The sequence below is a fragment of the Streptomyces sp. NPDC001617 genome, assembly GCF_053596855.1.
In genome coordinates this window covers 25,936-49,208 of sequence record NZ_JBSFHA010000037.1, presented here as the reverse complement: position 1 = coordinate 49,208, position 23,273 = coordinate 25,936, and the positions used below count along the sequence as shown (strand labels likewise).

Genomic DNA, 23,273 nt, shown 5'->3' with positions numbered 1-23,273 from the left:
GCGGCTAGCCCGGAGGTGAATCCTCGTCGGCCATGGCGTGAAGCAAGTCGGCGAGGCGCCGTGCATCCGCCGAGGTGATGTGGATGACGCCATACTGCCCGGCCCGGTCCGTGTACGACAGAGCGATGCAGCCGAGTCGAATGTGATCGGAGGGCCGTCCGTCGCCGCACGCGTCCCGTCCGCCGATGACGACGGGCGTGGTCTCGCCGAACTCGCCGAAGCGTCGGACGCCGAGCAATTCGAGGGTGCGTGGTTCCGTACGGCGGGCCTTGATACGACGCAACGCCGCAAGGTACTGGTCGCGTTGGGCACGGACCCTTTCGGGTGTCTCTTCTTCCTGGGTGGTCACGACAGTTGTTCCTCTGGGGCGATTGCGGCCACCAGGTCTGCCGTGTCATACCAGGTCGGCTTCCAACCGTCAGGGAGCGGCGGCGCAGGGTCCCACCCCTCGATTGCCTCCACCTCGACGGGTACCAGCAGTGCGTCTCCGGTGTCGTGCCAGTCGGTCATGACATCTCCTCGATCGCTTGTATTCATGGTCTTCCATTAACGGGCTGTCGTTCCCCACGTCCGGCGGCCGAGCCTCGGGGTCAGCCGCAGGCACTGACAACGCGTGTTGGATCAGGCGGTTCGGGCGGCGCGGCGGGCGAGCATGCGCGCCTTAATCTGCTGCTGGGCGGGCGGCTGCCAGGTGTGCCAGCCCACCGGTGGCTTGTACTGGCGGGCGTGGCCGCGCTGCTCGATGCCGCAGAGCCGGCAGCCGTTCGGGGCGATCATGCGTGTGCCTTTCAGATTACGGGCCAGGACCAGCCGTGCCGGGTCCGGTGCTTGCCGTCGTGGCCGGGAGGCCGGTTGCACTTGCGGGGCTTGTACTGCGAGGGAACCAGATGGGATGGGCCGCCAACGTCGGTGCATTCGGGGCCGCCGGGGTCGGCGAAAGCCTTGAACCAGTCGAGGTGCAGCAGGGTGGAGGCGTCGTCGCGGTAGCACATGTGGGCGACGCAGCTGCCGCAGAACTCGCACTCCGAGCACTCGTCCAGCAGCCACGGATCGACGAGGAGGCCGAAGTAGGCGGTGTAGCGGCGGTTCGCGCAGGGCGTCTCCCACGGGCGGCCGGCCATCAGGAGGCCTCGCGGCTCGCACCGCCGGTCGGGTAGTTGACGGCGCACAGCAGGTTCTGGCGGGCGTGGGTGCATTCCCCGGACAGGCAGCGGCGGGAGCGGTAGCGCAGGCAACGGCCGGTCTCGTGGTCGCAGCGGCCGTTGCGGCAGTCGGCGGGCAGGTACGGGTAGTCGTTCATTGTGTGCTCCGGTGGTCCGACGGGCTTTCAGCGTGCCTTGGTGTTAGGGCGGGTGTTGCCCTGGGGAAGTGCGGGGCCCGGCCTCCGGAAGGGGAGCAGAGACCGGGCCGACGGGGGACGGTGGTGTGGTGCGGGCTAGCTCCAGCCGCCGAACAGACCACCACTGAGCTGCGCATCTCAGATGTTGAAATCGCCCGACGCGTGCCCCTTCTTCGTGTGCCCGTCCACGGTCACCGAACACTGGATGTCCCCGGAGCCCTGCAACTGGGCGGTGACGTCGTAGTACATGGCGTCGTCGTTGAGGGGCAGGGTGGCGGTGAATGTGCCGTTGCGGAAGGTGCCCTTGCGGTTGTCGGTGTCGGAGCCGTAGGTGATGTCGAGGGGGCCGAGTGCGCCGGCGGGGGCGGTGCCCCACACCTTGAAGACGACGGTCTTCTTCGCGGGCTTGGAGGCCGGCTTGGTCTTCTTCGGTGTGGCGGCCGTCTTGGGCTTGCTGCTGACGGCCGGTCTGCCGGTCGTGCTCGCCGAGGACGAGGCGGGGGCGGGTGTGACGGCGCCCGAACCGGCCGACTTGCTGCTTCCTCCGCCGCCCGCGAGCGCGGCAATGACGGCGATCGCGACGAACAGGCCGAAGACACCGAGACAGCCCAGGCCGAGGATCTTGCCGACGCCGGTCTTCTTCGGCGGCTGCGGGGGCTGGCCCCAGGGGGGCGGCTGCTGACCGTAGGGCTGCTGGGGCGGGTACTGCTGGTTCAACTGGTCCCCCTTGGGGCTGGATGGGTGCTTGTAAAGGACTCGTGAGGGCGGCTGGTGGTTGCACAGCCGGGCCGTGCGGGTGATGCGGAGGCCCGGCCACCGTGGGGGGATGCGGCGGCCGGGCCAGGTGGGTGGGGGTGCCGGTCCCGGCCGCCATGGGGGTGCGGCCGGGAACCGGTGGTGCGGGGATCACCTCCTTTCGCTGATGAATCGGAAGAGCAACGAGGCGAACTCGGCGATACCTCCTGTCGCGGTCAGGGCTTGCGCCTGCTCGTTGTTGAGCGTGCTGGCGTACGCGATGCAGGCGAGTGAGAGGAACAGGACGATGATCTGGGCGGGCGGGATTTGGCCGTTGTACCGTATGGATGTAGTCACGTATGCCCTTGGGCTGGGTCGCGTGTCGGTCCGGCGGACAAACTTGCGACAGCCTCGGGCCAGTTGGTGGGGTTCCGAAGGCAAGCCGCACCCCTCGCTCTTGTCGGGGTTGGGGGGTGCGGCGCCCTCAGGAACCACAGTAACCCATACGCCATTGCTTAGCCATAGGTGGCACGTGATTCACGTCCGGGCCATGTCGACGAACCGGCTGTAGTGGAGCTGCGCAGCGACGGTGATGCGGGCCGTGGGACCGAACCTGTTCTTCTCGATCACCAGGTCGACCTCCCCGGCCCGCGGCGATGCCTCCTCGTCCATGTCCGGCCGCTCCACCTTGATCACCACGGACGCGTCGTTCTTGATGGCACGCGATTCACGCATCAGGCCGTCATCGTTCAGCTGGGACAAGGCGATCACGTGGCAGCCCAGTTGGACGGACAGGTTCTTCAGGCCGCGGGACACGGACGCTACGGCCTGCTCGCGGGTGATGCTGCGGGACTGCTCGACTTCGACCAGCTGCAGATAGTCGACGATCATCAGGTCCAGGCCGTCGTTACGGGCGCACGCGCGTGCCGCGGAGGCGATGTCGCCCAGGGATGCGCCGTCGGGCCGGTAGACCCGCAGCGGCAGCGTCTGGAAAAGCTCCGGGCCCAGGCGTCTGACGGTGTCCCAGCCGGCCTGGGTGAGGCCGCCCTGGTGCGTCAGGTGGTGCAGGGCGATCTTCCCTTCGGCGGCGGCGATCTTCCCCATGAGTTCGGTGCTGCTCATCTCCAGTGACGAGAACATCGTGCGGGCGCCCGTCTTGGCGGCCGCCACGGCCGCGTTGAGGGCGAGGGTGGACTTGCCGACGCCGGACTGGGCCGCCACGACGGTCACGTTGCCCGGCTGCATCCCGGAGGTGACCATGTCGAGGTCGTCGAATCCGTACGTCAGGCCCATCCGCTTGCCCTCCTGGATGTCCTCGAGCTCGGAGACGAAGTCCAGGTAGAGGTCGCCGACCGTGGGCGGCGCCTCGGCCAGGCCCGGAGTGCCCGCGACGATCGCGGTGAGCTGCCGTTCGACCAGGTCGCGGACTTCGTTCTCGTCGCCTTCCTCGCTGTACGCGTACTGCAGGATCTGCTGCGCCGACTCGATGACCGCCCGCCGGTAGGCCTTGGCCCGGACGATCTCGGCGTAGTACGCGCCGTTGGCCTGGCTGGGTACGGCCTGGACGCAGGTGTGCAGGTAGGTGGCTCCGCCCACCTTGGCGATCTCGCCGCGCTTGGTGAGCTCGGCGGCGACCGTGACCGGGTCCACGGGCTCGCCGGCCGCGTGCAGGGCGCAGATCGCGCGGTGGATCGTCTGGTGGGCGGGACGGTAGTACTCCTCGGCACGGATGCCCGTCTCGAGGACCTCGCCGAAGTACCGGTAGGAAGCGCTGGTCCGGCTTCCGGAGCTCAGCAGGGCCCCGAGCGTCGACTGCTCGGCGTGGATGTCCTGGGGCGGGACGCGAGCGAACTCGGCGGGCTGGTCGTCCCACGGAGCGTTGTCACCGTCGGCCGCATTGGGCTGGTCGTCCGGTGCCTGGTGGTGTTGTGCGGGGATCGTGGTGGACACTGGTGGTCTCCTGTTCGGTCAAGCGCGTTCAGGGGAATTCGCGGGCCGCTCCCCGGCATGGGAGCGGCCCGCATCGTGTCGTCAGGACGGCACGGCCATGGCGCAGTCGGCGCAGCCAGCCCGGTAGCGGGCCGGGTGATCCGGGCACCGCTCCCGCCCGTCAGCGCCCTGCGCGACAGCGGAGCGGGCCCGGACGCGGTCATACAGGCGCAGGTCTTCGACCCATCCGGGCAGGCACCTGATCCAGGACTTTGCGCCGGCCGTGTTCTTCAGGATCTCCGTCTCCAGCAGCGCGGCCTGTTCGTCGTCCAACTCGGCCAGCGCCGGCCACCCCTGCTTGCGCATCGTGCGCAGCAGCCGGGGAGCGCACTTGCGTGCCGTCGCCCCGCCTGCCTGCCAGCGCTTCATCTGCTGCAGGAAGGCCGCCGCGGCAGCGAGTTCCTCGGCCGTGAACTGATCGTCCTGTTGCTGTACCGCACTCGAGGTGCGCGTGAGGGGGTAGGGGGAGGAGGAATCCTCCTCCTCCGGGGGGTGTGGGGGGGATCCGGCATTGCCGGAAGTGGGCGTGACCTGCGGAGACGGCGAGCTTCCGGCATCACCGGATCCGGCATTGCCGGAAGTGGCTCCCACCTGGGCTGATTCATTTTTTGTCCGTTTCCCGGGCCTGGATCCGGCATCACCGGATCCGGCAATGCCGGAAGTGGGCGTGACCTGCAACGATTCACCGATCGCCGGGGCATCCGGATTCCAGGCCGGCCAGTCGTAGAACTCGTACGCGACCCCCGTGCGCTGCCCGGTCGCGGCGTCGCTCTCCACGATCCGGCGGATGTATCCCTTGGCGCGCAGCCTGGCGAACGACTCATACACCGCGTCACGGCCGACCAGACGCGAGCCGTTCCCGCTGCGTACTCCGGCCGCCTGCAACCGCTCCAGGACGATCTGAGGGGTCACCTTCAGCGGCGCTTCGTCCGGGCTTCGGCGGGCCTGCTCGGCGAACAGGAACATCAGCTCCACGGCCAGGGTCAGGTCCAGCGGGTGCTCGGTCAGCGCGTGCGGACCGCTGCGCATGTGGGCGTGCACCGTGACTCCGGCGATGGGGCCGCGTGCCGTGATGCTGCCGGTGTCGAACGTCTCGTACGCGGACGTTTCGGTCACAGCGCACCGCCCCGCGTGTGAGTGATCACATCACGGCTGATACTCGCGTCGGAGGGAAGTACCGCTACTCTGGTCACTGAACGAGACCTACTCTCAGGTGCTGATGTTCGATTGAGCCAGCGGATTGCAGTCCACTGGTGGTGCGAACGGCTGGTTGGTGAGCTGCTGCGGCTCTCCTGCCGGCCGTTCTGCGTTTCCGGGCCGTGGCTGCGAACACGGTGATCCCAGTTGCGCGTCGTACACACTGACCGTAGTCAGGATTCGGCGGAACGTTGCCCCGGCTTGCTCTTGGGCTGTGGCTTGTTGCCGAGGCCGCCCCGCTTCGGGCCGCCCTTGAACATCTCCAGGAAGACGCCGGTCTCCATGGTTCTGACCGGGCCGACCATGACGTACGGGATCTGGTCGGAGCGGTCGCCGAACCTCCACCATGGCGGCGGCGGCTTTTTGCGGGCGTGGTAGCGGAGGCCTTCGGCCGTGATGCTGTCCACGAGGCCGAGTTCCACCAGGAGCTCAGCGCCGGTTGTGAACGTGACGAACGGGGGCAGGTCATCGCTCATCGGCCCATACCCACAGGGCTAATCTCGGGTTGGACGCAAGAATGTGGCAGGCTTCGCATGTGCAGTTCCTTTCCTCAAAGGGCGGCTGTGCAGGCCGGTACGCATTCGCAGTGCGCCGGCGTGGAAACGGTCGACGGTCTTACCCACCGGTCGGCCGTTTCTGCTGTTCAGGGCGGTGAACGCATCCTGTCCTCGCCTCCTCTCATGCCGCCAAGGCGTTGATCGCCTCGACGGTCTCCGCAGCGGTCTGATTGCCCGAGTACCTGGGGGCGCTCAGCATCCCCGCGACCCGGTCAGCCCGCTTCACGATCCATGAAATCTGCTCTTCCAGAGGCAACGACAGGACCGGTGCCAGAGCATCGGCCGCCCCCTCGACGTCATCGAGCTGCACCCGCGCCGTAGCCAGGTAGATGTGGGCCAGCCGCTCATCGTCCAGCGACCGTTCCTCCACCGGGCCGGAACGCCACAGATCGATCGCCTCGAGCGCCTCACGCTGTGCGCGCTCCGCGTCGTGCCCGCCTTCCAGCCAGATCAGCGACGATCCCGCGTAGTACGACTGCTTCGCCCTCGAGAAGCCGAACAGGCCCCCCAGAGTGTCCGGCCGTCGGATACGCTCCCGCGCCTTCTCCGCGCCGTCCAACGCACTGTTGGCAGCCCTCGAGTCGCCGAGGTTGGCCAGGCACTGGGCCTCACCGCAGCGCAGCCGGGCCTCCCCGGTGCCCTGCCCGTGACCCACCCACTGGTAGCCGTCCCGGACGTACTCCAGCGCGCGCCCGTAGTCGCCCTGGAACCGAGCGATCAGCGACTTCGTCCCGGCCACCCACGCCGCCAGCTCGGCGTCCCCGGCGAACTCTGCACACCGGCCCGCGGCCGTCGCGTGCTCGAGGGCTTCGTCCGAGTCGCCCATGTCGAGCAACGCGTACGACAGCACCCCCGACAGGCGACCGGCGGCAACGTACAGGTCCGAACGATCCTGCGGCCGGTGATGCCCGGACCGGATCCGCTCGAACGCCTCTCCGCGCAGCGTGTGTGCCCGGTCCACCATCGGCCCGGGCGGGGAAGCCAGGTAGTCGACCGCCGTGACGGCGACACCCTCCTGAAGCTCGGCGATGTCCAGGTCGGCGAGCGCGGTCAGGTCCCGCGACATGGCCAGTGCGGCCGCGCGCGTACGGTGCTCGGCCGCCGCCTGGCGCCGTGCCAGGTCCTCGCGCTGCCACTGGGCAACCAGCTGGCCGTCCGCGTTCAGTGCCTCATCGGCGGCCTCGGCGACCTCGAGGGGGGCCGGTCGGCGGCCGGTCTCGAAGTGGTGCAGCGACGTGCGGTCGTAATGGACGTGCTGCGCCAACCGGGCCAGCGACATGCCGGCCTCCATACGCAGCGTACGAAGCAGCTCCGGGAAGGTCATGCGGCGAGTGTTCCTCCTCTCCGTTCTCTCGGGCAGTACGTCCTGCGGCTTATGCGCCGGATGCCCGTTCCTGTCCTGTTGGCAGATTCCTTTGGCCATGGTTGCCAACAGCGCGATCAACTCCGGTTGCGGTGACCGGTGCTGGCATGGAGTCAGCACTGATCCACGTCCTCTGGAGACACCGCTGTGGCATCACGACTCGTCGCCACCCTCCGCCTTGCGCCGCTCCTCGCGCTTGGCGAAGTGGACGCCGTGTTCCGGCTTCCGGGCGTCGAAGTAAGCCTTCACCGGCTCCCACGGGAGGAGGTAGTAGCGGCCAAGCTTCTTCCACTCCTCCTTGGGCACCGGGAAGTCCGGGTCGTGATGAGCGAGTTGCTGGACCCGCTGCTTGCTGAGATCGACGCGTCGCGCGATCTCGGCGAGCGTCACCATTTCTGGCGGCCTCCCTTCCTCGGTCTTCTTCGGCACGTCTTCATTCTGCCCCATGATGTTGACCCAAGTCTACGTCAGTGGTCTACTGGAGATACAGCACGACCCCGGGCCAGCTTTCGCCGGACCCGGGGTCGTGTGTCCGGAGCGGTGTTGGAAGCACCGCAAAGGACGTGGAACCGCCCTACCTGCGCTATCAGGAGGCTGATCCCGTGAAGCAGGATCGCACAACAACCCTTCCCAGGGCACCGCACCCCGGCGACTTCGTCCACCAGGTGCCGGCCCGCACGTCGAACTTCCACTTCGCCGAGATGCGGTGCGCCGAGGCGACCGCCGCCCGGCTGCACGACGACCGCGCCGGGCACCTCGCCCTGGCCCGCATGACGGGTGTCCCGTGGGACCAGGCCGACCAGGCCGCCGCCGCCCGCGACTCCTACTACCTGCTGGCCGCCGCGTACCGGAACGCGGGCCGTCGTCGTGAGCGCCGGGAGAACCGTGCCGCCGCGTGGGCGGACTTCCGGGACCGCCCGGTGTACATCGCCGGCGTGTACGCGTCCAGCTACGCCCGGGACGTCCGCCGTCTCGCCCGCAGCATCCGTCGGGCGGTGAGCGTGTGATGGCCGCCGTCGCGATGTCGCACCCCGACCGCACCGTCCTGGAGCGCTTCCCCGCCGGTGGCCCGCGCGGCTCCTGGCCCGCCGAGGACTTCGCCGCCGCCCGCCGTGCCGCCGGTGAGCCCGCCGAGGTCGTCATGGACCTCCGCTCGGACAGCTTCCTCGTCATCATCCGGGGAGGTGCCGCGTGATGGCCGCGAAGCACTCGCACGGTCCGAACTTCGGCCGCCACGTCGAGGGTTGCCCGCGCTGCGCCGAGCTCGCCAACGGCGCGGCCCCGGTCCAGTCCGGATGGGCTACGCGGCAGGACGACACCCCGAAGACCACGCAGCACACGCACCAGGTCGTCTTCGGCCGGAAGGTCGACGGCTGCCCGCGCTGCGAGGAGCTGAAGGCGGGCGCCGAGCCGGTCCGCTGGGCCCCGTCCCGGCGTGAGCAGGACGAGCGGCATGCGCAGGAGATCCGCGACCACAACTGCGCCGCGTCCGGCTGCTCCATCGTCTGCACGTTCGGACAGTGGTGATCGACATGGCTGACGAGACGCCCCGCATCCCGACCTCCGAGGAGTTGGCCGCGATCGAGCTGCGGCACGCCCTCGCCGGGATGGGCCCCGACACCGACCGGGCGCTGATGGTCACCCTCCGCCTGCCCGACGGCACGTACGTCGCCGACATCTGGCTGTCCACCGCAGACGTCACCGCGCTCACCGACGGCGCCCTGTCGATGAGCCTCATCTCTCACACCGAGCGCCAACTGACGTACAGCGACATCGCCGCCGCTCCGCTCCCGATGGATGAGGACGACTGCGACCCCTGGCCGCGTCTTTCGCAGGACGACATCACCGACGAGCTCGTCGAGGACATGGCGGCCGAGTTCGTGGAGTTCCTGAAGTCCGAGGGCGGCCAGCAGTCATGAACCAGCACCACGGGGTCCACACCGCCGACAACGCCATCCCGCCCCTCGACACGGACCTTGAGGGCCTGTTCGAGGACCTCGCCGCCGTCCAGGACCCGGGCGTCGACCAGATCCTCGCCGGCCTCCGCCACATCGCCCTCAGTCGGCACAGCATCGACCGCACCCAGACCCTGGTCGCCGTCCTCGCCGGAGGATCCGACGGCCTGAACCTCGTCAACGTCATCGGCCGGGTCATCGCCCGGTTGGCCGACGCCGACACGAACCCCGCACTCCGCTCGCTCGACCTCGAACGCCAGAAGACCGCGCGCCGCGAAGGGGCCAACGCCGCCTACTGGCTCGCCGACCCCGACCTGCACCAGACCGCATCCGACACCAGCGCCGCCATCGACGGCATCTGACACCGACCCGAGGAGACCGATATGACCGTCCAGACCGCCGAGCTCACCACGATCACCGGCGCCGAGGCCTACGCCAAGGCCGTCGAGCACGCCGAGGAGGGCGAGCAGTACATCGGCACCGACTCTCGGCGTGCCGAGCAGCACTTCGCCGCCGCCACCGCGTATGCAGCGATCGCGCAGGCCGAGCGGGCCGCCAGTAACGGCGCCAAGCCCGGCTGCTACCCGGACGGCGGCTGGAGGCAGCACACCCACCCGACCGACTGACGACCCCGCCCCCGGGGGCCCGTGCCGAGCCGACACGGCCGGGCCCCCACCCCGCCAGGGCTCGCCGGAGTCCGCATCGGCCGACCACTCCCCCCGACCGGTGCGGACCCCCGCAAGCCCAGCACCCACCACCCAGCCGCCCGACAACCCGCAGGAAGGACCCGCAGATGACCGGCCCCGAGTTCGCCCACGACCACGGCAACGACTCCAGCACCTGGAGCGCCGCCGACATCGAGACCGAGTTGAACCTCGCCGAGATCGACGCCTACCTCGGCACCCCGCAGCCCGCCCCGCAGCCCGCCACCGCCTGACCCGCCCCCTCACACCAGAAAGGGACCCGCCCATGCTCTCCACAGTGCAGAACGCGGCCGAGCAGCTGCCCGTAGCGGCATGGGCCGGCCTCCTCGCCCTCACCACCCTCGTCTTCGGCTACCGCATCGCCCTCAAGACCCGCCCCCGCACCACGACCCGCCGCCCCCGCGACAGCAAGAAGCGCCGCACCCTCATCGGGTTCACCGGCATGGGCCTCGTCGCCCTCCTCGGCTTCGGCCTCTCCGCCAACACCTCCATCGCCTTCGCCCAGGCGCGACTCCACATGGTCGCCCCCTGGACCCTCACGGTCGGCCTCGCGCTCGAGGGCATCGTCCTCGGTCTCACCGTCTACTCGTGGGCCTTCGACGACAAGAGCACCGCCCGCGCGGCCTACCTCCTCGTCTTCGCCCAGGCGATCGGCGCCTTCGAGGTCGTCCGGTTCCAGCACGAGGACATCGGCACCGCGTTCGTCCGCATCGTCGGCCCCGTCATGCTCGCCTACGGCCTCCACAAGCTCCTCGGCCTCGAGGCCAAGCTCGGCAAGATTGAGATCAAGTCGGACGGGATGCTCGCCCGGCTGTGGCGCGACCGCCTCAAGCGGCTGGAGAGCCGCCTCGGCATCGGATCCCGCGGCCAGGACGCTCAGGCGATCAGCCGCCGCAACGCCCAGGACCGCCTCGTCTCCCTCGCCACCCTCGGCAAGCCCTGGTGGGCCGTCGGCACGTTCGGCACCCGCCGCTACGAGAAGGCGTTGATGCGCGCCGGCGACGCCTCCTTCCACGGCCTGGACGACACCCTCGACGAACTCGGCACCGAAATGCGGATCACCACCCGCATCGACCGCATGGGCGCCTTCAAGAACCTCCCGAACCGCACCGAGAACTACACCCTCCGCTCCCTGCGCCCCGTTTCGGAAGATCAGGGCGCACTGCCCCCCGGAATCGACCCCATCACCCGTGTGACCAGCGAGGGCGCACCAGGGCGAGCCGGAGGCGAGGCGCAGGCGAACCCGGGCGAGGCGCAGGCGAGCAAGAGGCCCGACATGGGCGAAGCCGATCGTCGCAGGCTCGCCTTCGACCTCTACTTCGACCTCCGCGGTACCGGCCCCGCCCCTTCCCAGAACGCCTTCGAGAAGGCCTGGCGCGACGCCGGGTACGGACTGAAGACCGACGACATCCGCGCCCTCTACAAGGACGTCCACACCAAGGTCACCGGGAGCAACCCGTGACAGCTGTCCAGCCCCAGCAGGCCCACATCGAGAGGAGGAGCGCCCGGTGAGTGCAGACACGATTCCCCCCTTCACGCTGGACCCTTCCGCAACCTCCCCGGACGCTACGCACAGTGACATCGGTGGCGGCGGGGCGGGGCGGGGCGGGGGCCAGAACGGCTCAGGAAGCCCCCTCGTGGTGGTTCAGCAGGGTCGTGGCGCCGCCCCGCCCCGCCCCGCCCCGAGGACGTCTCAGAACAACACAGACAACTCCCTACGAAACGGATACGCGGCGATCTCACACAGCGTGAGCGGCGAGACTGCGGCGATCGGCCTCGGATTCCTCCTCGGAGGACCGGTCGGCGCCATCGTCGGCGGCACCGTCGCCCCGGCCGCGCTCGCCGCCCTGATGTGGCGCAGCCGCCGCGCCGAGGACGACGCCAACAGCAACGGAGACGGCACCAACAACTCGGACCGGGGCAGCGGAGCGGGCGGAAACGGCAGCCAGGGCCGCGGCAACGGACGCGGCAACAACGGCGGCGGCAACGGGTCGGGGGGCGGCCGGCACAAGACCCCCAACGGCAGCGGCCACGACGGCGCCCACCGCAAGCCGAAGACGAAGGACCCGATCGCCGACAAGCTCAACAGGCTCGGCAAGGACCTCGGCAACAAGCTCAAGAACCGGGGCAAGCACGACGGCGACCACAAGAACCCCAAGCACGGCAAGGACGACAAGCACGGCAAGGGCCCCAAGGGCGACGACACCACCAAGGACCTCAACGGCAAGAAGAACGGCGGCGCCAAGGGACTCAAGGACGGCCTGCGGGACGGCCTCAAGGTCACCGACCGGGGCAAGCAGCCCGACAGCGACCGGCCCTGGCGCGGCCGCGGCCACAAGGACAAGCCCGGCAAGCCGAAGAAGGACCGCAAGGACCGCACGGGCAAGACCGGAGCCGGCACCTCGGCGGCCACCGCCCGCGACGGCCTCGAACCCAAGCACCCCAAAGGCGGCAGCGGCAGCAGCTTCGGAGACGACATCGTCGACGGGGAGATCGTCGACGACGGCCTGCCCCCCAAGCCCACCCGGAAGCCCGGCGACGTCATCGACGGCGAGGTCATCGACGAGGACCGCATCGCCCTCGTCCGCGCCAAACGCGAACGGGACAAGCGCCGCGCCGCCATCACCGCCGGGAAGAAGGCCGCCGAAGAAGCAGCGCGCGACCAGACGATGGGCGACCCGCGCCAGGTGAAGCTCGAAGTGATCCGCCACCACAACCAGCGCATCGACCTCGAAATCCACCACGAGAACCAGCGGCTCGCCCTCACCGCGGCAGCCGAGACACCAAGGAGCACCCCCGTGAACTATCCCGCCATCGCGGCCGCCCCGGCCGGCACCCGCACCGCCGGCACCGCCATCGCCCGCCAGGTCGACTTCCGCACGTCGACCGCCTTCGCGATCCTGCGCGCGATGGCCGACCAGCTCGCCCACGGCCTGTACAACGACGGCGACGCCGACATGGCCGACCACATCGTCGAACTCACCGGCATCCCGAACATGTGCAAGAACCTGTCCATCGCCGTCCAGGAAGCCGCCCGCGCGCTCGCCCGCACCGCGCCCCTGCACCCCTCGGTCGTCAAGCACCTGAACAACGCCGCCGTCGCCGCCCGCTCCGCTGGCGTCATGGCCGACACGATCATGGTCGTGTTCGTGCAGGCGCACCGCGAGGACATCATCCGTGTCCTCGACCCCCGCATCGGCGAGGAACGGTGGAACCTGCGCAACGGGCCCGGCACTCTCGACGCCGCGAAGCTGCGCGCCGCGATCGCCTCCGCGCACTCCGCGCGTCTCGCCCTCCCGGCCGGCACCGCACCCGCAGGCGGCGGCGGTGGTGGTGGCAGCAAGCTCGTCCCCGCCTCCGACGGCAGCACCAAGAAACTCATCACCCTCATGAAGGGCTTCACCCGAGGTCACATGGTCAACGTGCTGTCCGAGGTCGCCGGGGCGGCCGCCGGCGTCGAAGTCGTCGCCGACTCCGTCACCAAGCTGTACCGGCGCATGGTCAACACGTGGCCCACTGAGGGCGTCGTCGACGACACCGTCCGCGCCACCGCCTCCAAGGTCCGCAGCGTCTCCGACGAACTGAAGAAGGCCATCAAGGCCGCCCAGCGAGCCCACGCACGCGAACTGAAGCTGAACGCGAGGCCCCGCAAGGGACCGCGGTCGGAGTCCAAGTGGGACGTCGCCGGCCGCCGCAGCTCATCCAACTGACCCGATCCGACCGCACCGAAAGGAGAACCCAAGACCGTGTCCACCACAGAGTTGTCGGTGACCCCGGCCGAAAAGCGTTGGGACTTCAGCCGCGACGCCGTCACCCACGGCCGGCTCGTCGCATGGGGCAGCGAACTCGGCGTCGCCACCGCCCTGATCGCCCCCCTCGCCAACATCCCCTGGGAAGCCGGCGCCGGCGCGGGCCTCCTGTGCACCGGCGCGGCCGTCGCCTACGAGAAAGCCCGCGGCTCCTGGCGGCGCGTCACCGTCGCCCGCGCCGCAGCCTGGCTGTCCACCACCGGCTGGCTGTCCTACACCCTCGCCGAAGGCCCCACCCTGCTCACGATGGTCTTCGGAGGCGCGATCTGGGCGACCGGCGCCGCCGTCAACATCGGCATGGACCGGTGGGGTGAGCACACCCGCGCCGCCGAAAAGGAGTTGGACCGCCGCCTCGAGACGGGCGCCACCATCAAGCAGGCCCAGGACGGGTGGGCGAAGCTCCTGGAGGACATCTGCGGCATCGAAGGCGCCGTAGCGGACCCGGTCATCGACCGCTGGCGCTCCGGCGCCGGATACACCGTGAAGGTCACGCTGCCCGCGCACATGAACGTCGACGCCCTCCGCGGCTACGAGGCCGCCCTCGCCGGCGCCCTCCACCTCCCCAAGGGCGGCGGCATCTCCTTCAACGCCGGCGGCCCCACCACCCCCCGCAACGTCGTCTTCATCGCCGTCACCGAGAAGAACATGATGTCCGGGGCCATCCCCTACCCGCGCCTCACCCCCACCACCATCAACAAGCCCGTCGGGTTCGGCGTCATCGGCACCGGCGAAGAAGCCGGCCTCAACCTCAAAGACGAAGGCTTCATCGCCATCGGCGCGCAGGGCTCCGGCAAGACCGCCCTCATGAAGACCCTCGGGCTCGGCCTGGTCCGCTGCGTCGACGCCATCGTCATCGACCTCGACACCTCCGCGAAAATGTCCGCGGTGTTCGTCAACCCGTGGCTGCGGCACGGCATCGGCGTCCCCCTCATCGACTGGCCGTGCACCACCGACGACGAATGCCTCCTCGCCGTCCGGGCCGCCCGCGAGGCGATCGCCGCCCGCAAGACCGAGTACGCCGACCTCCTCGAAGACGAAGACCTCGACAACCTGCCCGCCCGTCCCGACATCCCCGCCATCCACATCCGCGTCGACGAGACGAAGTCCATGTCCGACGCAGTCCTCGACGGCATCGACTGGATCATCGCGGAGGGCCGCTCCGTCAACGTCCGCGTCTCCAACACCGGCCTGCGCGCCACCCGCGACTACATCACCGCCGCCATGGACGAACTCACCCCCGGCCGGATCGGCCTGCGCACCAACAACGCGTCCGAGCTCGACATGCTCTACCCCGGACACGGCGCCCCCGACATGGCGCTCTTCACCGACCCGGGAACCGTCGTCTACATGTCCGCCACCAAGGGCCCCTACCAGCCCATGCCCGCGAAGGCGTACGCCACCATGGCCGAAGCCTTCACCGAGGGCACCGACGACTTCAACCGCATGTCCACCCTGTTCATGGACGCGGCCCGGCAACTCTCCGACATCCGCCCCCAGATGGACCCCATCACCGCCAAAGCGATGGGCCTGGCCTGGTCGCAGCGCTGGGCCCGCATCATCCCCAACCTGCGCGGCGACTCCCACGGCAACGTCACCCCGGACCGCATGCACGAATCGGTGTGGGAGCTCTACCAGTCGTGGGAGACCCCCGCCTCCTACGACCTGCTCCTGGGCCGCCTCAAGGACGACGATGGCGACCCGATCACACCCCCGTCGTCCGGGTCGGCGGCCGACATCCCCCGCCTGAGCGAGGACATCCTCGACGACGACGAACTCGACCGGCTCGCCGCGCAGGAGGCGGCGATCGAACTCGCGAAGACGTCCGCCAGGCCGAAGTCGAACGACGCCCTCGCCGTCGAACTGTTCGCCTCGATGGGGCGGCCCGTGAAGCCGTCCGAGGTGTACCCGCTGATGGTCAAGGCCGGCTACGACCTGTCCGAGCGGACCTTCCGTGACCTGTGCGCGAAACTCGGCCTACAGGACAAGCTGACCAGGGGTCATGATGGAACCTACGCGGCAGTCGAGAGCGGTGAGGTTCCCCATGCCGGACGAATTCCCGGACCTGAAGATGACCCCGATGGAAGAGGCGATGCTCCACATCACTGAGCTGATCGCCGCCCTGAAGAAGGCCGGCCTGAGCGAAAGCTCCGCCGTGCGCTTCGCCGCCATCTACTTCAACGAGCAGTCGGGATCCGTCGACGACGAGGACACCGACTAGGCACCACCACGCGACCAGGAAAGCCCCCGGGTCGTACCCGGGGGCTTTCTGTATCCCGAACCACCACCTCACCGCCCGCCAGCCGCCGAAAAGGACCCCTCCCGTGAACCAGCCCGGCCACTACCCGCAGCCCACCGCCACCCCGGCCGGGCAGCCCGAAGCCGCAGCAGCCGCCCAAGCCTTCCTCGCCGACATCGAAAGCATCATGGCCACCCGCCCCGGTGCCACGTCCTTCCGCGACCCCACCCCCACCCCCACCATCGGCACCACACCGCCCGTGGCCCAGCCCGGAATCCCACCCCAGAGCAGAGCCGCCGTCGACTACGCCGTCCGCGTCCTGTCCACCAGCGTCGCCACCGCCCTGACCAGCGGAAGCGTCGCCCTCATCATGCTCGCCTCCCGATGGGCCGACCCCGTCGTCTGCGGCATCGTCTTCGGCGCCCCCATCGGGTTCGCCGTCCCCATCGCCGCGTTGATCAGCCTTGCCAAGCGCACCAAGGAAGTCGTCGAAGCCGCCCCGCCGCAGATCAACCAGTACTACAGCGGTCCCATCCAGCAGGACAACCGGCAACAGCACCTCCACAACCGCACCACCGGAGTCATCGCCTACACCGGCAACCAGCCCGAACTCCCGCCCGCCCACTAGCCCTCCGGAGACCTCCCTTGAGCGCGCCCGCCACCACCCGACGCACCCGCAAGACCCCCACCCGCCCCGCACGCCGACAGCGTTTACCCCGCCCCGGCTGGAGCTGGCTCATCGCCGGCATCGTCATCCTCGGCGCCGCCAAGACCTGGCCCCTCTACACCGCCCTCGTCACCGCACTGATAGTCACAGCAGTCATCCTCGCCGTCGTACGGCCCCGACGCCTCCACCCGCTCATCGGCCGCGCCGCCGCCCTCGCCAACGCCATCTCCGCCCGCCGAACCCACCTCCCCACCCGCGGACACCGCACCCTCACCGCCTTCCAGAACATGCAGCCCTACCAATTCGAGAAAGCCATCGCCGCCCTCGCCCGCGAAGACCACCGCGTCACCCACGCCGAACAGGTAGGACAAGCCAACGACCGCGGCGCCGACGTCCTCGTCCAACTCCGAGACGGCCGCCGCATCCTCGTCCAGTGCAAGAAGTACCGCCACGGCAACAACGTCGGCTCCGAGACCATCCAGACCATCAACGGCGTCTACCGCGACATCCACCACTGCCACGCCGCAGTCATCGTCACCACCGCCACCTTCACCGCATCCGCCGTGCAGACCAACGCCCTCCTGCCCGCCCCCATCCGCCTCATCGACGGCCACGCCCTCGAACAGTGGGCCAACGGCGGTCACGCCCCCTGGTAGCCCCCGGAGCGGGGGAGGGGGGAAGGCGGGTCAGACAAACCGTCGAACCTGCGGCAGCATCAACGTGTGGAGCTTCGGCCGTCCCCCCGCCCCAAGCCCACACCCCACGGCCCCCGCCATCCGCCCCCGGACGGCGGGGGCCGACCCACACCCCACGAACCAGCAGGACGTCAGCAGCCACGGGGGAAGGCGGCTCGGACAAACCCCGCCTAACGCGGCAGCATCAAGGTGGAACCACACCCTCACGCGCCCCGGGAGGCCCACCGTGCCCGACGACCACGACTCCCCGATCACCGAACTCGCCGCCATGGCCGCCCAGAACCACGAGCTGTACACCGCCTACGTCGACGCCGGATTCACCGACCAGCAGGCCATGCAACTCCTCATCGCCATCGTCACCGCCGGCATGGGCGGTGGGAAGTGAGCCCCACCCCGTGCCCCGGAGGCTGCAACAACGCCTGGCGCCACGCCGAAGCCGCCAGCGCCATCGACGGCACCCCCCACGACATACCCGTCACCTGGGGCCAGCCCGTCCACTGCCCCCGCTGCACCCACCGCACCCACGCGCAACTCGCCGAACTCCCCGAACTGATCGTGGCGATCGGCCTCGAGGCCGTCTACGGCACCGCCCCGAAAGCTACGGGCACCATCGGCCGCATCCACATCCCCGCCTGGCCCGGCCAAGCCTCCCGCCTCCTCACCGACCACATCGTCGGCGCGCTCCTGGAACTCGAGGACGACATCCGCGAGCTGCGCCGCTTCCGCCACCGGCCCGCCCGCGGAAGCGAAGCCCGCAACGCGGCCGCCGCCGTCCAGTTCCTCACCGCCCACCTCAACTGGGCGCTCGCCGAACACCCCGCCGCGCACGAAATCCACGACCGGCTGTCCGCCAACCCCGCCGCCCAGATCGGCGGCTGGCACCGCGCCGCGACCCGGTTCACCCGCCGCGACGCACGCCTCGAACACCACCGCATCCCCTGCCCGCGCTGCGAGCTCCTCACCCTGTACCGGGCCGACGGCGACGACTACATCGAATGCCGCAACATCAACTGCCAGCTCCTCCTCACCCCCACCGAGTACCACGACCACACCCACCGCCTCGCCGACCAATCCCGCATGGCCAACGCCGCGTGAGCAGGAACGAGTTGACAGAGATCAAGCGTTACGCGTAACTTCTCCGGCGTACAGGTATGCCCAAAAGCTGCTGAGGCTCCGGAGTCCCCGACTTCGGGGCCTTTCTCGTTTCCCCAGAGGAGGCAGCTTCATGGACTTCGACGGCGACCTCCAGACCACGCTCTGGACCACAGCTGAAGCCGCACAGGCTGCGGGAGTGGACCCCGGCGTCATTCGGATCTGGGCCCACCGGGGCCACCTCAAGCGGGCCAACTCCGAGAAGTGCCGCACCCCGAAGTACCGCGCCATCGACGTGGTGAAGGCGGAGAAGGCCACCCGGGAACGAGCCCGCCGCACCTACACGGCTGTCTGACCGTCCTCAGTAGTCCGCCGCCGCCTTGCGTTGAGGGTCGCGGCCGGCGGCGGACTACTCCACCCCTGTGCTCCCTGATCTCCTGCGGAGGGCGCCGCAGGACGGGCCTTGAGCGCATCGCGCCGGCCCACCGTCCGCCCGGCCCTTGGGAAGGGTGACCGGGCGGACGGCCCACCCCCAGACCGGAGCCAGCCGCTCAGGCCCCGAACGTCCCGCCGCCCGACCGGTCCCCACCCCGGGCGGCGGGACTTCACCCCACGGGAGTGTTCATGCTCCAGGTGTTCTGCTACAACATCGCCTTCGCCCTGCTGCTCCTCGCCACCGTCCTCCCCGGGAACATCCCCCACCGCGACCGCCTCGCCTACGCCGGACTCGCCCTCTGGCTCCTCCCCACCACCGTCCACACCCTGCAAACCCACTGAGGAGGTCCCGATGGCCCGCTGCCCCGCGACCGACACGCTCACCGTCGCCGGCGAGCCGCTGAACCTCCAGTGCGTCCACTGGGGTTCACCGGATGACCCCGAGGACCGGCACCGGGGCGATCACCTCGTGCACACGCCGCCCGCCATGGGCGACGACCACACCTGGCCCAACACCAACCCGCTCCCCGAGGAGTAGTCGTGGGCACCAACTACTACGTCGACGCCTCCTCCTGCCCGAACGCCTGCGAGCACTGCACCGCCGTGGAGCGGCATCACCTCGGGAAGAGCAGCATCGGCTGGCGATTCCTCTTCCACGCAGACCCCGCCTGGCCTCACCCGGAAGCATTCGCCCACTGGGTCAGCCGCGCCGCCTCCGGCAGGATCATCGACGAGGGCGGCGACGAGCACTCCCTCATCGACCTCCTCCGTCTGATTGAGCGGAACAGAGACAGCGGCTCCCACCTGGGGTTTCATCCAGGCTGCAGGGCCAAAACGGCTGAGATCTTCCAGTCCTGCGGCCATGAATTCGTCGCCCACGAATTCTCGTAGACCCAGGGGAGGCGGCAACCCATGACCACCCTCCCCATCCAGGCCAACCTCACCGCCCCCGCCGGCGGCCAATGGGCACAAACCTTCCAATTCCCCGACACCGACATCACCGGCCTCACCTGGGAATTCGTCATCCGCCCCACCGCCGTCGACACCACCCAGCCCGCCCTCATCGAAGTCACCACCACGATCACCGCCCAGGGCTGGATCACCGTCGACACCGCCGCGCGGACCGTGCAGGTCGTCCTCACCGACGCCGCCACCAGACCCCTCGGCAAGGCCTCCCGCGCCTACGCCCTGTGGTCCAACCCCGGCACCGGCCAGGACATCCCCTGGGCCGCCGGCCGTTTCAACACGCAGCCCGTCGCCGCCCCGTGAGAGGAGATGCCCCGTGCCCGACGTGATCGTCTCCCCGACCGGAGTCCAAGGCCCCCGCGGCAACACCGTCCTCTCCGGCACCGGCACGCCAGGCCCCACCGTCGGCATCAACGGCGACTACTACATCGACACCACCGGATACCCGACCACCGCCATCCTCTACGGGCCCAAGACGTCCGGGGCATGGCCGGGCAGCGGAGTCTCCGTCGGCGGCGGCGCCGTCGGCGCGCTCCTCGCCGCGAACAACCTGAGTGACGTACAAAACGCGGCAACGGCGCGCGGCAACCTCGGCCTCGGATCGGCAGCCACCCACGCGACTGGCGACTTCGACGCAGCCGGCGCAGCATCCGCAGCAGCGACCACCGCGCTCAGCAGCGCGAACACCTACACCGACGGAAAGATCACCGCCGAGGTCACCCGCGCCAACACCGCCTACGACGCCACAGGCGCCGCCTCAGCCGCCCTCAGCGCAGCGATCTCGGACGCGGCCAGCAAATACCAGCCGCTCCAGCCCTGGGTCTTCGACGTCACCAAGTACGGCGCCACAGCCGACGCCAAGGCCGTCTCCGACGGCGCCATGAGCACCGGGTCCACCGTCCTCACCAGCGCCTCCGGCCAGTTCGAATCCAACATCGCCGGCAAGACCATCATCGTCAACCTGGCGGGCGCCCTCGGCGTCACCAGCCTGGTCGCAGTCGTGCAGTCCCGGCAGAGCGCCAACCAGGTCACCCTGTCCCTGCCGAACGCCTCAGGCGGCAACATCACCGCCGCGAAAGTCGTCTGGGGCACCGACCTCGGCACCGGAATGCAGGCCGCGACAGACGCCGCCACGGCCTACCTGTCAGCAGGGAACCCACTCGCCGTCGTGTGGATCCCGCCCGGCGCGTACATGAACGCCGGAGCCCTCAACACGTCGAAGAGCGGCAACGGACAGATCGTCTTCGGACCCGTCGCAACCAGCGGCCAGAAGAAGACGCTGATGTTCCTCGGCCCCACCGACGGCGCCGCAGCCGTCCGCCACTGGCTCCAAGGGGTCCCGCAGTTCACCGGCGCCTGCATCATCTCCGCCGGCGTCTACGCCTCCACCGCAGCGCAGATCTCCGACATCAACGCGCACGGAAACCCGGCAGTGATCTGCGGTCCCAACGAGGCATCCGGGTACGGCGTCGCCGCGAACTTCAGCAACATGCAGGTCGTCGTGAAGAACCTGGCGATCCTGACGACGCACAGCGCCTACGGCCTCACCTACGGCGCCCTCAACCTGTGGGGCGTCGCCAACGCCTACGTCGAGAACGTGGGCTACGGCACCCTCGGCACCGTCGCGTCACCCTCAACGGACTACACGTCGCCAGGCGTCTTCGGCACCGGCCTCTCCGTCGGGCTACTGCTGCCCGCGCCCGGCAACAACGACCACGTCGTGGCCCGCAACATCTCCTGCGGCGGCGGCTACACCTACAGCTTCTTCCTCACCGAACACACAGTGTGCGAACGGCTGATGATCCTGTACTGCTGGGCGGCGATCTGCGCGATCGGCACCTACGCCGGATCAGTCGGATCCGTCCACGCCATGGACGTCGCCTCGGCCAGCATCGAGGCGTGCATCAACGAGCTGTACGTCATCGGCGCAGGCAGCGGCGGGGTCGGGCCGACAGTCCGAGCGAACATCAGCACCGAATCCAGCACCCCCACCTTCGCGGGCAGCTCAACGGCAGCCATGAACGCGGCCCTGGGCCCGATCAACCTGACCGGCCTGTTCACCGAGTCGGGTGTCAGCGTCTCGGCGCCGACCGGGCTGGCGATCTCCAACGGCCAGGTGCCCAGGCCGATCAAGCGAAAGACCGGCGCGTTCACCTGCTCGCCCATCGACCGCACCCTCATCTGCGACACCACCGCCGGCGCCTTCACCGGCACCCTCCCCGCCGCCGACTTCAACCCGGTCGAATACGTCTTCAAGAACATCGGCAGCAGCAACCTCACCGTGGCGACCACGTCCAGCCAGCTCATCTACACCACCAGCGGCACCGGCACCACCACCGCAACCGTCACCACCGGGCAGACACTCCGCGTCCAGGCCCTCTTCAACGGCACCAGCTGGGGCTGGTACGCCGTCTGACCCGGAAGGAGCCCGCCGTGGACGCCCCCACCCCGCAACCCAGCCCCCACCCCCCGGCCGTCCCTGCCATGGCCGAACCCTCCCCGACCCCCACCCCGGCACCCACCACCCCCCTGTGCACCGGGTGCGGCCTCGAGGCCGTCGTCCACTGGCGCCGCCGCCCCACCGACAGCGAGCTCACCGAGCTTGTCGCGGCCGAACAATCACGCCGCGACGAGATGCTCCTCCTCGCCGACCCGCAACTCCCACCCCCCGCCTTCCCACCCCTCCCCGCCACCGACAACACGACAATCACCGTGTACGCGTGCGCCGCCCACGCCATCACCCTCGACGCCGCCACCCACACCCACCAAGGCACCTGCACCGCCCCCAACGAGGCTCACCTCCCCGGCTGCGACTGCACCCCCGAACCCCACCCCCACGCCCCCCGCGAAGCGCCCAGCCGGCTCCCCGCACACTGGACCACCTGACCCCGCCTCCCCTCCCCCCGGCCTTCCACCAGGGGACCACCGAGAGGAGGACGACCAATGGTCATGGACGCGACTGGCCCCGCCGACGGTCATGGAGCCCACCTCTGCGGAGCCCGCAAACGGCAAGGCGAAGGCACCTGCAACAAGACCGCCGGATGGGGCACCGACCACCCCGGGACCGGCCGCTGCCGACTCCACGGCGGCAGCACCCCCACCCAGAAACAAGCCGCACACACCGCGCAGGCCGAAGCCAACGCCCGTAAAGCCCTGGCCACCCTCAACGTCGAATCCGTCGACAACCCGCTCGCAGCGCTCTCCCGCCTCGCCGGGCAGGCCGTCGCCTGGCAGGAAGCCCTCGCCGACTGCGTGAACCGTCTGGGTGACCGCATCCGCTACGAGGGCGTTGGCGGTGCCGAGCAGCTCCGTTCGGAGATCGCCCTGTATGAGCGGGCCATGGACCGGTGCGGGCAGATCCTCGGCCTGATCGCCCGCCTCAACATCGACGAACGCCTCGCCGCGATCACCGAGGCGCAAGCCGAGAAGATCATGGGCGCGATCGATGCGGCGCTCATCGCCGCCGACGTCCAGGGCGACGCGAAGACCGCAGCGAAGCAGGTCGCCGCCCGGCACCTGCGCTCGGCCGGCTGA

Annotated in this window: 35 protein-coding genes; 23 read left to right on the top strand and 12 right to left on the bottom strand. The window is 69.6% G+C overall.

From position 1 onward, the window contains the following. Positions 1-4: 4 nt before the first annotated feature. From ACWC09_RS26420 to ACWC09_RS26365, 12 genes are all read right to left on the bottom strand, one after another. Positions 5-349, bottom strand: a complete 345-nt coding sequence (locus ACWC09_RS26420; protein ID WP_450853087.1) for a hypothetical protein — start codon at positions 347-349, stop codon at positions 5-7. Next, entirely contained in the window at positions 346-510 is a 165-nt protein-coding gene (locus tag ACWC09_RS26415) for a hypothetical protein (RefSeq protein WP_450853085.1), read from the bottom strand. The genes ACWC09_RS26420 and ACWC09_RS26415 overlap by 4 nt, the downstream gene beginning before the upstream one ends. Before the next feature lie 111 nt (positions 511-621). Further along, complete coding sequence (locus tag ACWC09_RS26410; protein ID WP_450853083.1) at positions 622-777, bottom strand: hypothetical protein; 156 nt, start codon at positions 775-777, stop codon at positions 622-624. 11 nt (positions 778-788) lie between these two features. After that, positions 789-1,121 carry a hypothetical protein gene (locus ACWC09_RS26405; RefSeq protein WP_450853081.1) on the bottom strand — a complete coding sequence of 111 codons (333 nt, stop codon included), beginning with the start codon at positions 1,119-1,121 and terminating at the stop codon, positions 789-791. Continuing rightward, positions 1,121-1,300 carry a hypothetical protein gene (locus ACWC09_RS26400; protein WP_450853079.1) on the bottom strand — a complete coding sequence of 60 codons (180 nt, stop codon included), beginning with the start codon at positions 1,298-1,300 and terminating at the stop codon, positions 1,121-1,123. Before ACWC09_RS26400 ends, ACWC09_RS26405 begins: the two co-directional genes overlap by 1 nt. Before the next feature lie 177 nt (positions 1,301-1,477). Next, complete coding sequence (locus tag ACWC09_RS26395; protein WP_450853077.1) at positions 1,478-2,056, bottom strand: hypothetical protein; 579 nt, start codon at positions 2,054-2,056, stop codon at positions 1,478-1,480. Positions 2,057-2,245: 189 nt separating this feature from the next. After that, positions 2,246-2,431, bottom strand: coding sequence for a hypothetical protein (locus tag ACWC09_RS26390; RefSeq protein WP_450853075.1), 186 nt, complete (start codon positions 2,429-2,431; stop codon positions 2,246-2,248). Between the two features lie 180 nt (positions 2,432-2,611). Then, complete coding sequence (locus tag ACWC09_RS26385; RefSeq protein WP_450853073.1) at positions 2,612-4,024, bottom strand: replicative DNA helicase; 1,413 nt, start codon at positions 4,022-4,024, stop codon at positions 2,612-2,614. An 81-nt stretch (positions 4,025-4,105) separates the two neighbouring features. Further along, positions 4,106-5,092, bottom strand: coding sequence for a hypothetical protein (locus tag ACWC09_RS26380; protein ID WP_450853071.1), 987 nt, complete (start codon positions 5,090-5,092; stop codon positions 4,106-4,108). A 341-nt stretch (positions 5,093-5,433) separates the two neighbouring features. Then, positions 5,434-5,736: a hypothetical protein gene (locus tag ACWC09_RS26375; RefSeq protein ID WP_450853069.1), complete on the bottom strand. Its 303-nt coding sequence runs from the start codon at positions 5,734-5,736 to the stop codon at positions 5,434-5,436. 202 nt (positions 5,737-5,938) lie between these two features. Beyond that, positions 5,939-7,261, bottom strand: a complete 1,323-nt coding sequence (locus tag ACWC09_RS26370) for a helix-turn-helix domain-containing protein (protein ID WP_450853067.1) — start codon at positions 7,259-7,261, stop codon at positions 5,939-5,941. Between the two features lie 72 nt (positions 7,262-7,333). After that, a complete protein-coding gene (locus ACWC09_RS26365; RefSeq protein ID WP_450853066.1) occupies positions 7,334-7,609 on the bottom strand; it encodes a hypothetical protein in 276 nt (91 codons plus the stop codon). Positions 7,610-7,782: 173 nt separating this feature from the next. On the opposite strand from ACWC09_RS26365, the gene ACWC09_RS26360 reads away from it, so the two are divergent. The 23 genes from ACWC09_RS26360 (at position 7,783) to ACWC09_RS26250 (ending at position 23,273) form a co-directional block, all read left to right on the top strand. Beyond that, positions 7,783-8,187 carry a hypothetical protein gene (locus tag ACWC09_RS26360; RefSeq protein ID WP_450853065.1) on the top strand — a complete coding sequence of 135 codons (405 nt, stop codon included), beginning with the start codon at positions 7,783-7,785 and terminating at the stop codon, positions 8,185-8,187. After that, complete coding sequence (locus tag ACWC09_RS26355; protein ID WP_450853064.1) at positions 8,187-8,375, top strand: hypothetical protein; 189 nt, start codon at positions 8,187-8,189, stop codon at positions 8,373-8,375. Before ACWC09_RS26360 ends, ACWC09_RS26355 begins: the two co-directional genes overlap by 1 nt. Further along, complete coding sequence (locus ACWC09_RS26350; protein ID WP_450853063.1) at positions 8,375-8,707, top strand: hypothetical protein; 333 nt, start codon at positions 8,375-8,377, stop codon at positions 8,705-8,707. The genes ACWC09_RS26355 and ACWC09_RS26350 overlap by 1 nt, the downstream gene beginning before the upstream one ends. Positions 8,708-8,712: 5 nt before the next feature. Beyond that, entirely contained in the window at positions 8,713-9,099 is a 387-nt protein-coding gene (locus ACWC09_RS26345; RefSeq protein ID WP_450853062.1) for a hypothetical protein, read from the top strand. Beyond that, positions 9,096-9,497 (top strand): hypothetical protein, encoded by a 402-nt coding sequence (locus tag ACWC09_RS26340; RefSeq protein WP_450853061.1) that lies wholly within the window; start codon positions 9,096-9,098, stop codon positions 9,495-9,497. Before ACWC09_RS26345 ends, ACWC09_RS26340 begins: the two co-directional genes overlap by 4 nt. Before the next feature lie 21 nt (positions 9,498-9,518). Further along, a complete protein-coding gene (locus tag ACWC09_RS26335) occupies positions 9,519-9,761 on the top strand; it encodes a hypothetical protein (protein WP_450853060.1) in 243 nt (80 codons plus the stop codon). 167 nt (positions 9,762-9,928) lie between these two features. Next, on the top strand, positions 9,929-10,072 hold the full coding sequence (locus ACWC09_RS26330; protein WP_450853059.1) for a hypothetical protein: 144 nt from the start codon (positions 9,929-9,931) through the stop codon (positions 10,070-10,072). A gap of 32 nt (positions 10,073-10,104) precedes the next feature. Then, positions 10,105-11,301 carry a hypothetical protein gene (locus ACWC09_RS26325; RefSeq protein ID WP_450853058.1) on the top strand — a complete coding sequence of 399 codons (1,197 nt, stop codon included), beginning with the start codon at positions 10,105-10,107 and terminating at the stop codon, positions 11,299-11,301. Positions 11,302-11,587: 286 nt separating this feature from the next. Further along, positions 11,588-13,549: a hypothetical protein gene (locus tag ACWC09_RS26320; RefSeq protein WP_450853057.1), complete on the top strand. Its 1,962-nt coding sequence runs from the start codon at positions 11,588-11,590 to the stop codon at positions 13,547-13,549. 36 nt (positions 13,550-13,585) lie between these two features. Further along, positions 13,586-15,754 (top strand): hypothetical protein, encoded by a 2,169-nt coding sequence (locus ACWC09_RS26315; protein WP_450853056.1) that lies wholly within the window; start codon positions 13,586-13,588, stop codon positions 15,752-15,754. Next, positions 15,738-15,866 (top strand): hypothetical protein, encoded by a 129-nt coding sequence (locus ACWC09_RS26310; RefSeq protein WP_450853055.1) that lies wholly within the window; start codon positions 15,738-15,740, stop codon positions 15,864-15,866. The genes ACWC09_RS26315 and ACWC09_RS26310 overlap by 17 nt, the downstream gene beginning before the upstream one ends. A gap of 103 nt (positions 15,867-15,969) precedes the next feature. Continuing rightward, positions 15,970-16,512 (top strand): hypothetical protein, encoded by a 543-nt coding sequence (locus ACWC09_RS26305; protein WP_450853054.1) that lies wholly within the window; start codon positions 15,970-15,972, stop codon positions 16,510-16,512. A gap of 17 nt (positions 16,513-16,529) precedes the next feature. Beyond that, on the top strand, positions 16,530-17,207 hold the full coding sequence (locus tag ACWC09_RS26300) for a restriction endonuclease (RefSeq protein ID WP_450853053.1): 678 nt from the start codon (positions 16,530-16,532) through the stop codon (positions 17,205-17,207). A 265-nt stretch (positions 17,208-17,472) separates the two neighbouring features. Beyond that, on the top strand, positions 17,473-17,631 hold the full coding sequence (locus ACWC09_RS26295) for a hypothetical protein (RefSeq protein WP_450853052.1): 159 nt from the start codon (positions 17,473-17,475) through the stop codon (positions 17,629-17,631). After that, positions 17,628-18,341, top strand: coding sequence for a hypothetical protein (locus ACWC09_RS26290; protein ID WP_450853051.1), 714 nt, complete (start codon positions 17,628-17,630; stop codon positions 18,339-18,341). The genes ACWC09_RS26295 and ACWC09_RS26290 overlap by 4 nt, the downstream gene beginning before the upstream one ends. 130 nt (positions 18,342-18,471) lie before the next feature. Beyond that, entirely contained in the window at positions 18,472-18,693 is a 222-nt protein-coding gene (locus tag ACWC09_RS26285) for a MerR family transcriptional regulator (RefSeq protein WP_450853050.1), read from the top strand. A gap of 269 nt (positions 18,694-18,962) precedes the next feature. Further along, positions 18,963-19,115 carry a hypothetical protein gene (locus tag ACWC09_RS26280; protein WP_450853049.1) on the top strand — a complete coding sequence of 51 codons (153 nt, stop codon included), beginning with the start codon at positions 18,963-18,965 and terminating at the stop codon, positions 19,113-19,115. Positions 19,116-19,125: 10 nt separating this feature from the next. Next, positions 19,126-19,311, top strand: coding sequence for a hypothetical protein (locus tag ACWC09_RS26275; RefSeq protein WP_450853048.1), 186 nt, complete (start codon positions 19,126-19,128; stop codon positions 19,309-19,311). 2 nt (positions 19,312-19,313) lie between these two features. After that, complete coding sequence (locus tag ACWC09_RS26270; RefSeq protein WP_450853047.1) at positions 19,314-19,664, top strand: hypothetical protein; 351 nt, start codon at positions 19,314-19,316, stop codon at positions 19,662-19,664. A 21-nt stretch (positions 19,665-19,685) separates the two neighbouring features. Beyond that, positions 19,686-20,042 carry a hypothetical protein gene (locus ACWC09_RS26265; RefSeq protein ID WP_450853046.1) on the top strand — a complete coding sequence of 119 codons (357 nt, stop codon included), beginning with the start codon at positions 19,686-19,688 and terminating at the stop codon, positions 20,040-20,042. Between the two features lie 13 nt (positions 20,043-20,055). Beyond that, on the top strand, positions 20,056-22,155 hold the full coding sequence (locus ACWC09_RS26260; RefSeq protein ID WP_450853045.1) for a hypothetical protein: 2,100 nt from the start codon (positions 20,056-20,058) through the stop codon (positions 22,153-22,155). A 17-nt stretch (positions 22,156-22,172) separates the two neighbouring features. Beyond that, positions 22,173-22,625 carry a hypothetical protein gene (locus tag ACWC09_RS26255; RefSeq protein ID WP_450853044.1) on the top strand — a complete coding sequence of 151 codons (453 nt, stop codon included), beginning with the start codon at positions 22,173-22,175 and terminating at the stop codon, positions 22,623-22,625. 63 nt (positions 22,626-22,688) lie between these two features. Next, positions 22,689-23,273, top strand: coding sequence for a hypothetical protein (locus tag ACWC09_RS26250; protein ID WP_450853043.1), 585 nt, complete (start codon positions 22,689-22,691; stop codon positions 23,271-23,273).